At 61.2% G+C, this 1,607-nt stretch carries 1 protein-coding gene; it reads right to left on the bottom strand.

The annotated features are described in order from the left end of the window. Positions 1-94: 94 nt before the first annotated feature. Positions 95-1,531 carry an IS1182 family transposase gene (locus tag FHT26_RS29430; protein ID WP_168563620.1) on the bottom strand — a complete coding sequence of 479 codons (1,437 nt, stop codon included), beginning with the start codon at positions 1,529-1,531 and terminating at the stop codon, positions 95-97. Positions 1,532-1,607: the final 76 nt, after the last annotated feature.

Consider the following 1,607-nt stretch of genomic DNA (forward strand, 5'->3'; position numbering starts at 1 on the left):
CGAGGCTGTGTGCAAAACGCGCAGAGCGCCGCACGGGATGCGCCGACCCGTCAACGTGCAGCACGCGCTCAGCGACGAGTTCGAGGTTGAGGGCTCACGCCCGCATCGCTGCGATCAGTGGCTCCGCGCCGATGACCTTGATGGCTCGCTTCAGGTTGTAGGCCAGTACCTGCAAGCTCATCTCGGTTCGTACCCGAGGTAGCGTTCTGGTCAGGAAGTGACTCGACCCCATCCAGGCCTTCAGCGTGCCGAACACATGCTCGACGGTCTGTCTGCGTAGCCGCATGGCCTCGGGAGCGCCGTCCAACCGCTCTTGAACGATGTCCATCACATCCTCGTGCTCCCAGCGCGCAATGCGCCGATTCTTGCTCGTGGTGCATCGTGGCTTCATTGGACACTGCGGGCACTCAGAGGACCAGTACTTGTGCAAGGTCTTGCCGTTCTCTTCTGCTGTGCAGCGATAGATGGCGATCTTCCCAGCCGGGCACCGATACTCGTCCTTCTTGCTGTCGTAAACGAAGTCGCGCTTGTCGAACAAGCCGTCGGCCAAGTTGTTCGAGGTCATCGGCTTGGGAACGACGGCAGCCACCCCAGCTTGCTCGCACTTGAGGATTTCATAGCCTTCGTAATAGCCGCGATCTGCCAGTGCGATCAGGTCGCCTTCGCCGGTCGCTGCCTTGGCGAGCTTGGCCATGCTTGCCAGCTGGCCCCTGTCATGGCCAACGTTGGTGACCTCGTGGGCCACGATCATGTGGTGTTTGGCGTCCACTGCGGTCTGCACGTTGTAGCCAACAATGCCCGTTCCTCGGCCGCTGGTGGCCATGGAGCGGGCGTCGGGATCGGTCAACGAGATCTGCCCGTCCTCTGAGGCATTCATCTGTTCGCCGATCGCGGCCAGACCTTGCATCTGCTGCTTCACCCTGGCGATCTTCTCCTGCAGGTGCGCGACTCGGTTGGGCAGCACGGCTGTCGCGTCGCGGTCTGCTCGATCGAGCTCGACCAGGTAGCGCTTGATGCTGTCCTCGAGCTGCTCCAGCCTTGCCTTCAGCTTGCGATCGGTGAAGTTCTTGTCGCGATTGTTGACCGCCTTGAACTTGCTGCCGTCGATGGCCACGATGCCGTCCGTGAACAACTTCAGCCGACGGCACAGCAGCACGAACTCGCGGCAGACCTTGTGGATCGCGTCGCCGTGGTCCCTGCGGAAGTCGGCGATGGTCTTGAAGTCCGGCGCCAAGCGTCCGGTCAGCCACATCAACTCGACATTACGCTGCGCTTCGCGCTCCAGGCGTCGACTCGACTGGACGCGATTGAGGTAGCCATAGATGTAGATCTTCAGCAGCACCGCCGGGTGGTAAGAGGGGCGCCCGGTTGCCGCAGGCTCGGCGCCTTCGAAGCCCAGTTTCTTCATCGACAGTTCGTCAACGAAGACATCGACGACGCGGATGGGGTTGTCTTCTGCGATGTAGTCGTCCAGGCACTCAGGGAGCAACGTGACCTGGCTTCGCTCCTCTCCTTCGATGAATCGCTTCATGCCGTGACCCGTTCAGCCGCGTTGCCACAACTTAGGCGATCACCTCAGGCAATCAAGCTGTTTTCACACAGCCTCG

The organism is Rhizobacter sp. SG703 (assembly GCF_012275445.1).
Taxonomy (GTDB): Bacteria; Pseudomonadota; Gammaproteobacteria; order Burkholderiales; family Burkholderiaceae_C; genus Rhizobacter.

Bases quoted from the DNA above. Each gene is read 5' to 3' on its own strand.
- FHT26_RS29430 (WP_168563620.1), bottom strand. From the start codon at position 1,531: ATGAAGCGATTCATCGAAGGAGAGGAGCGAAGCCAGGTCACGTTGCTC.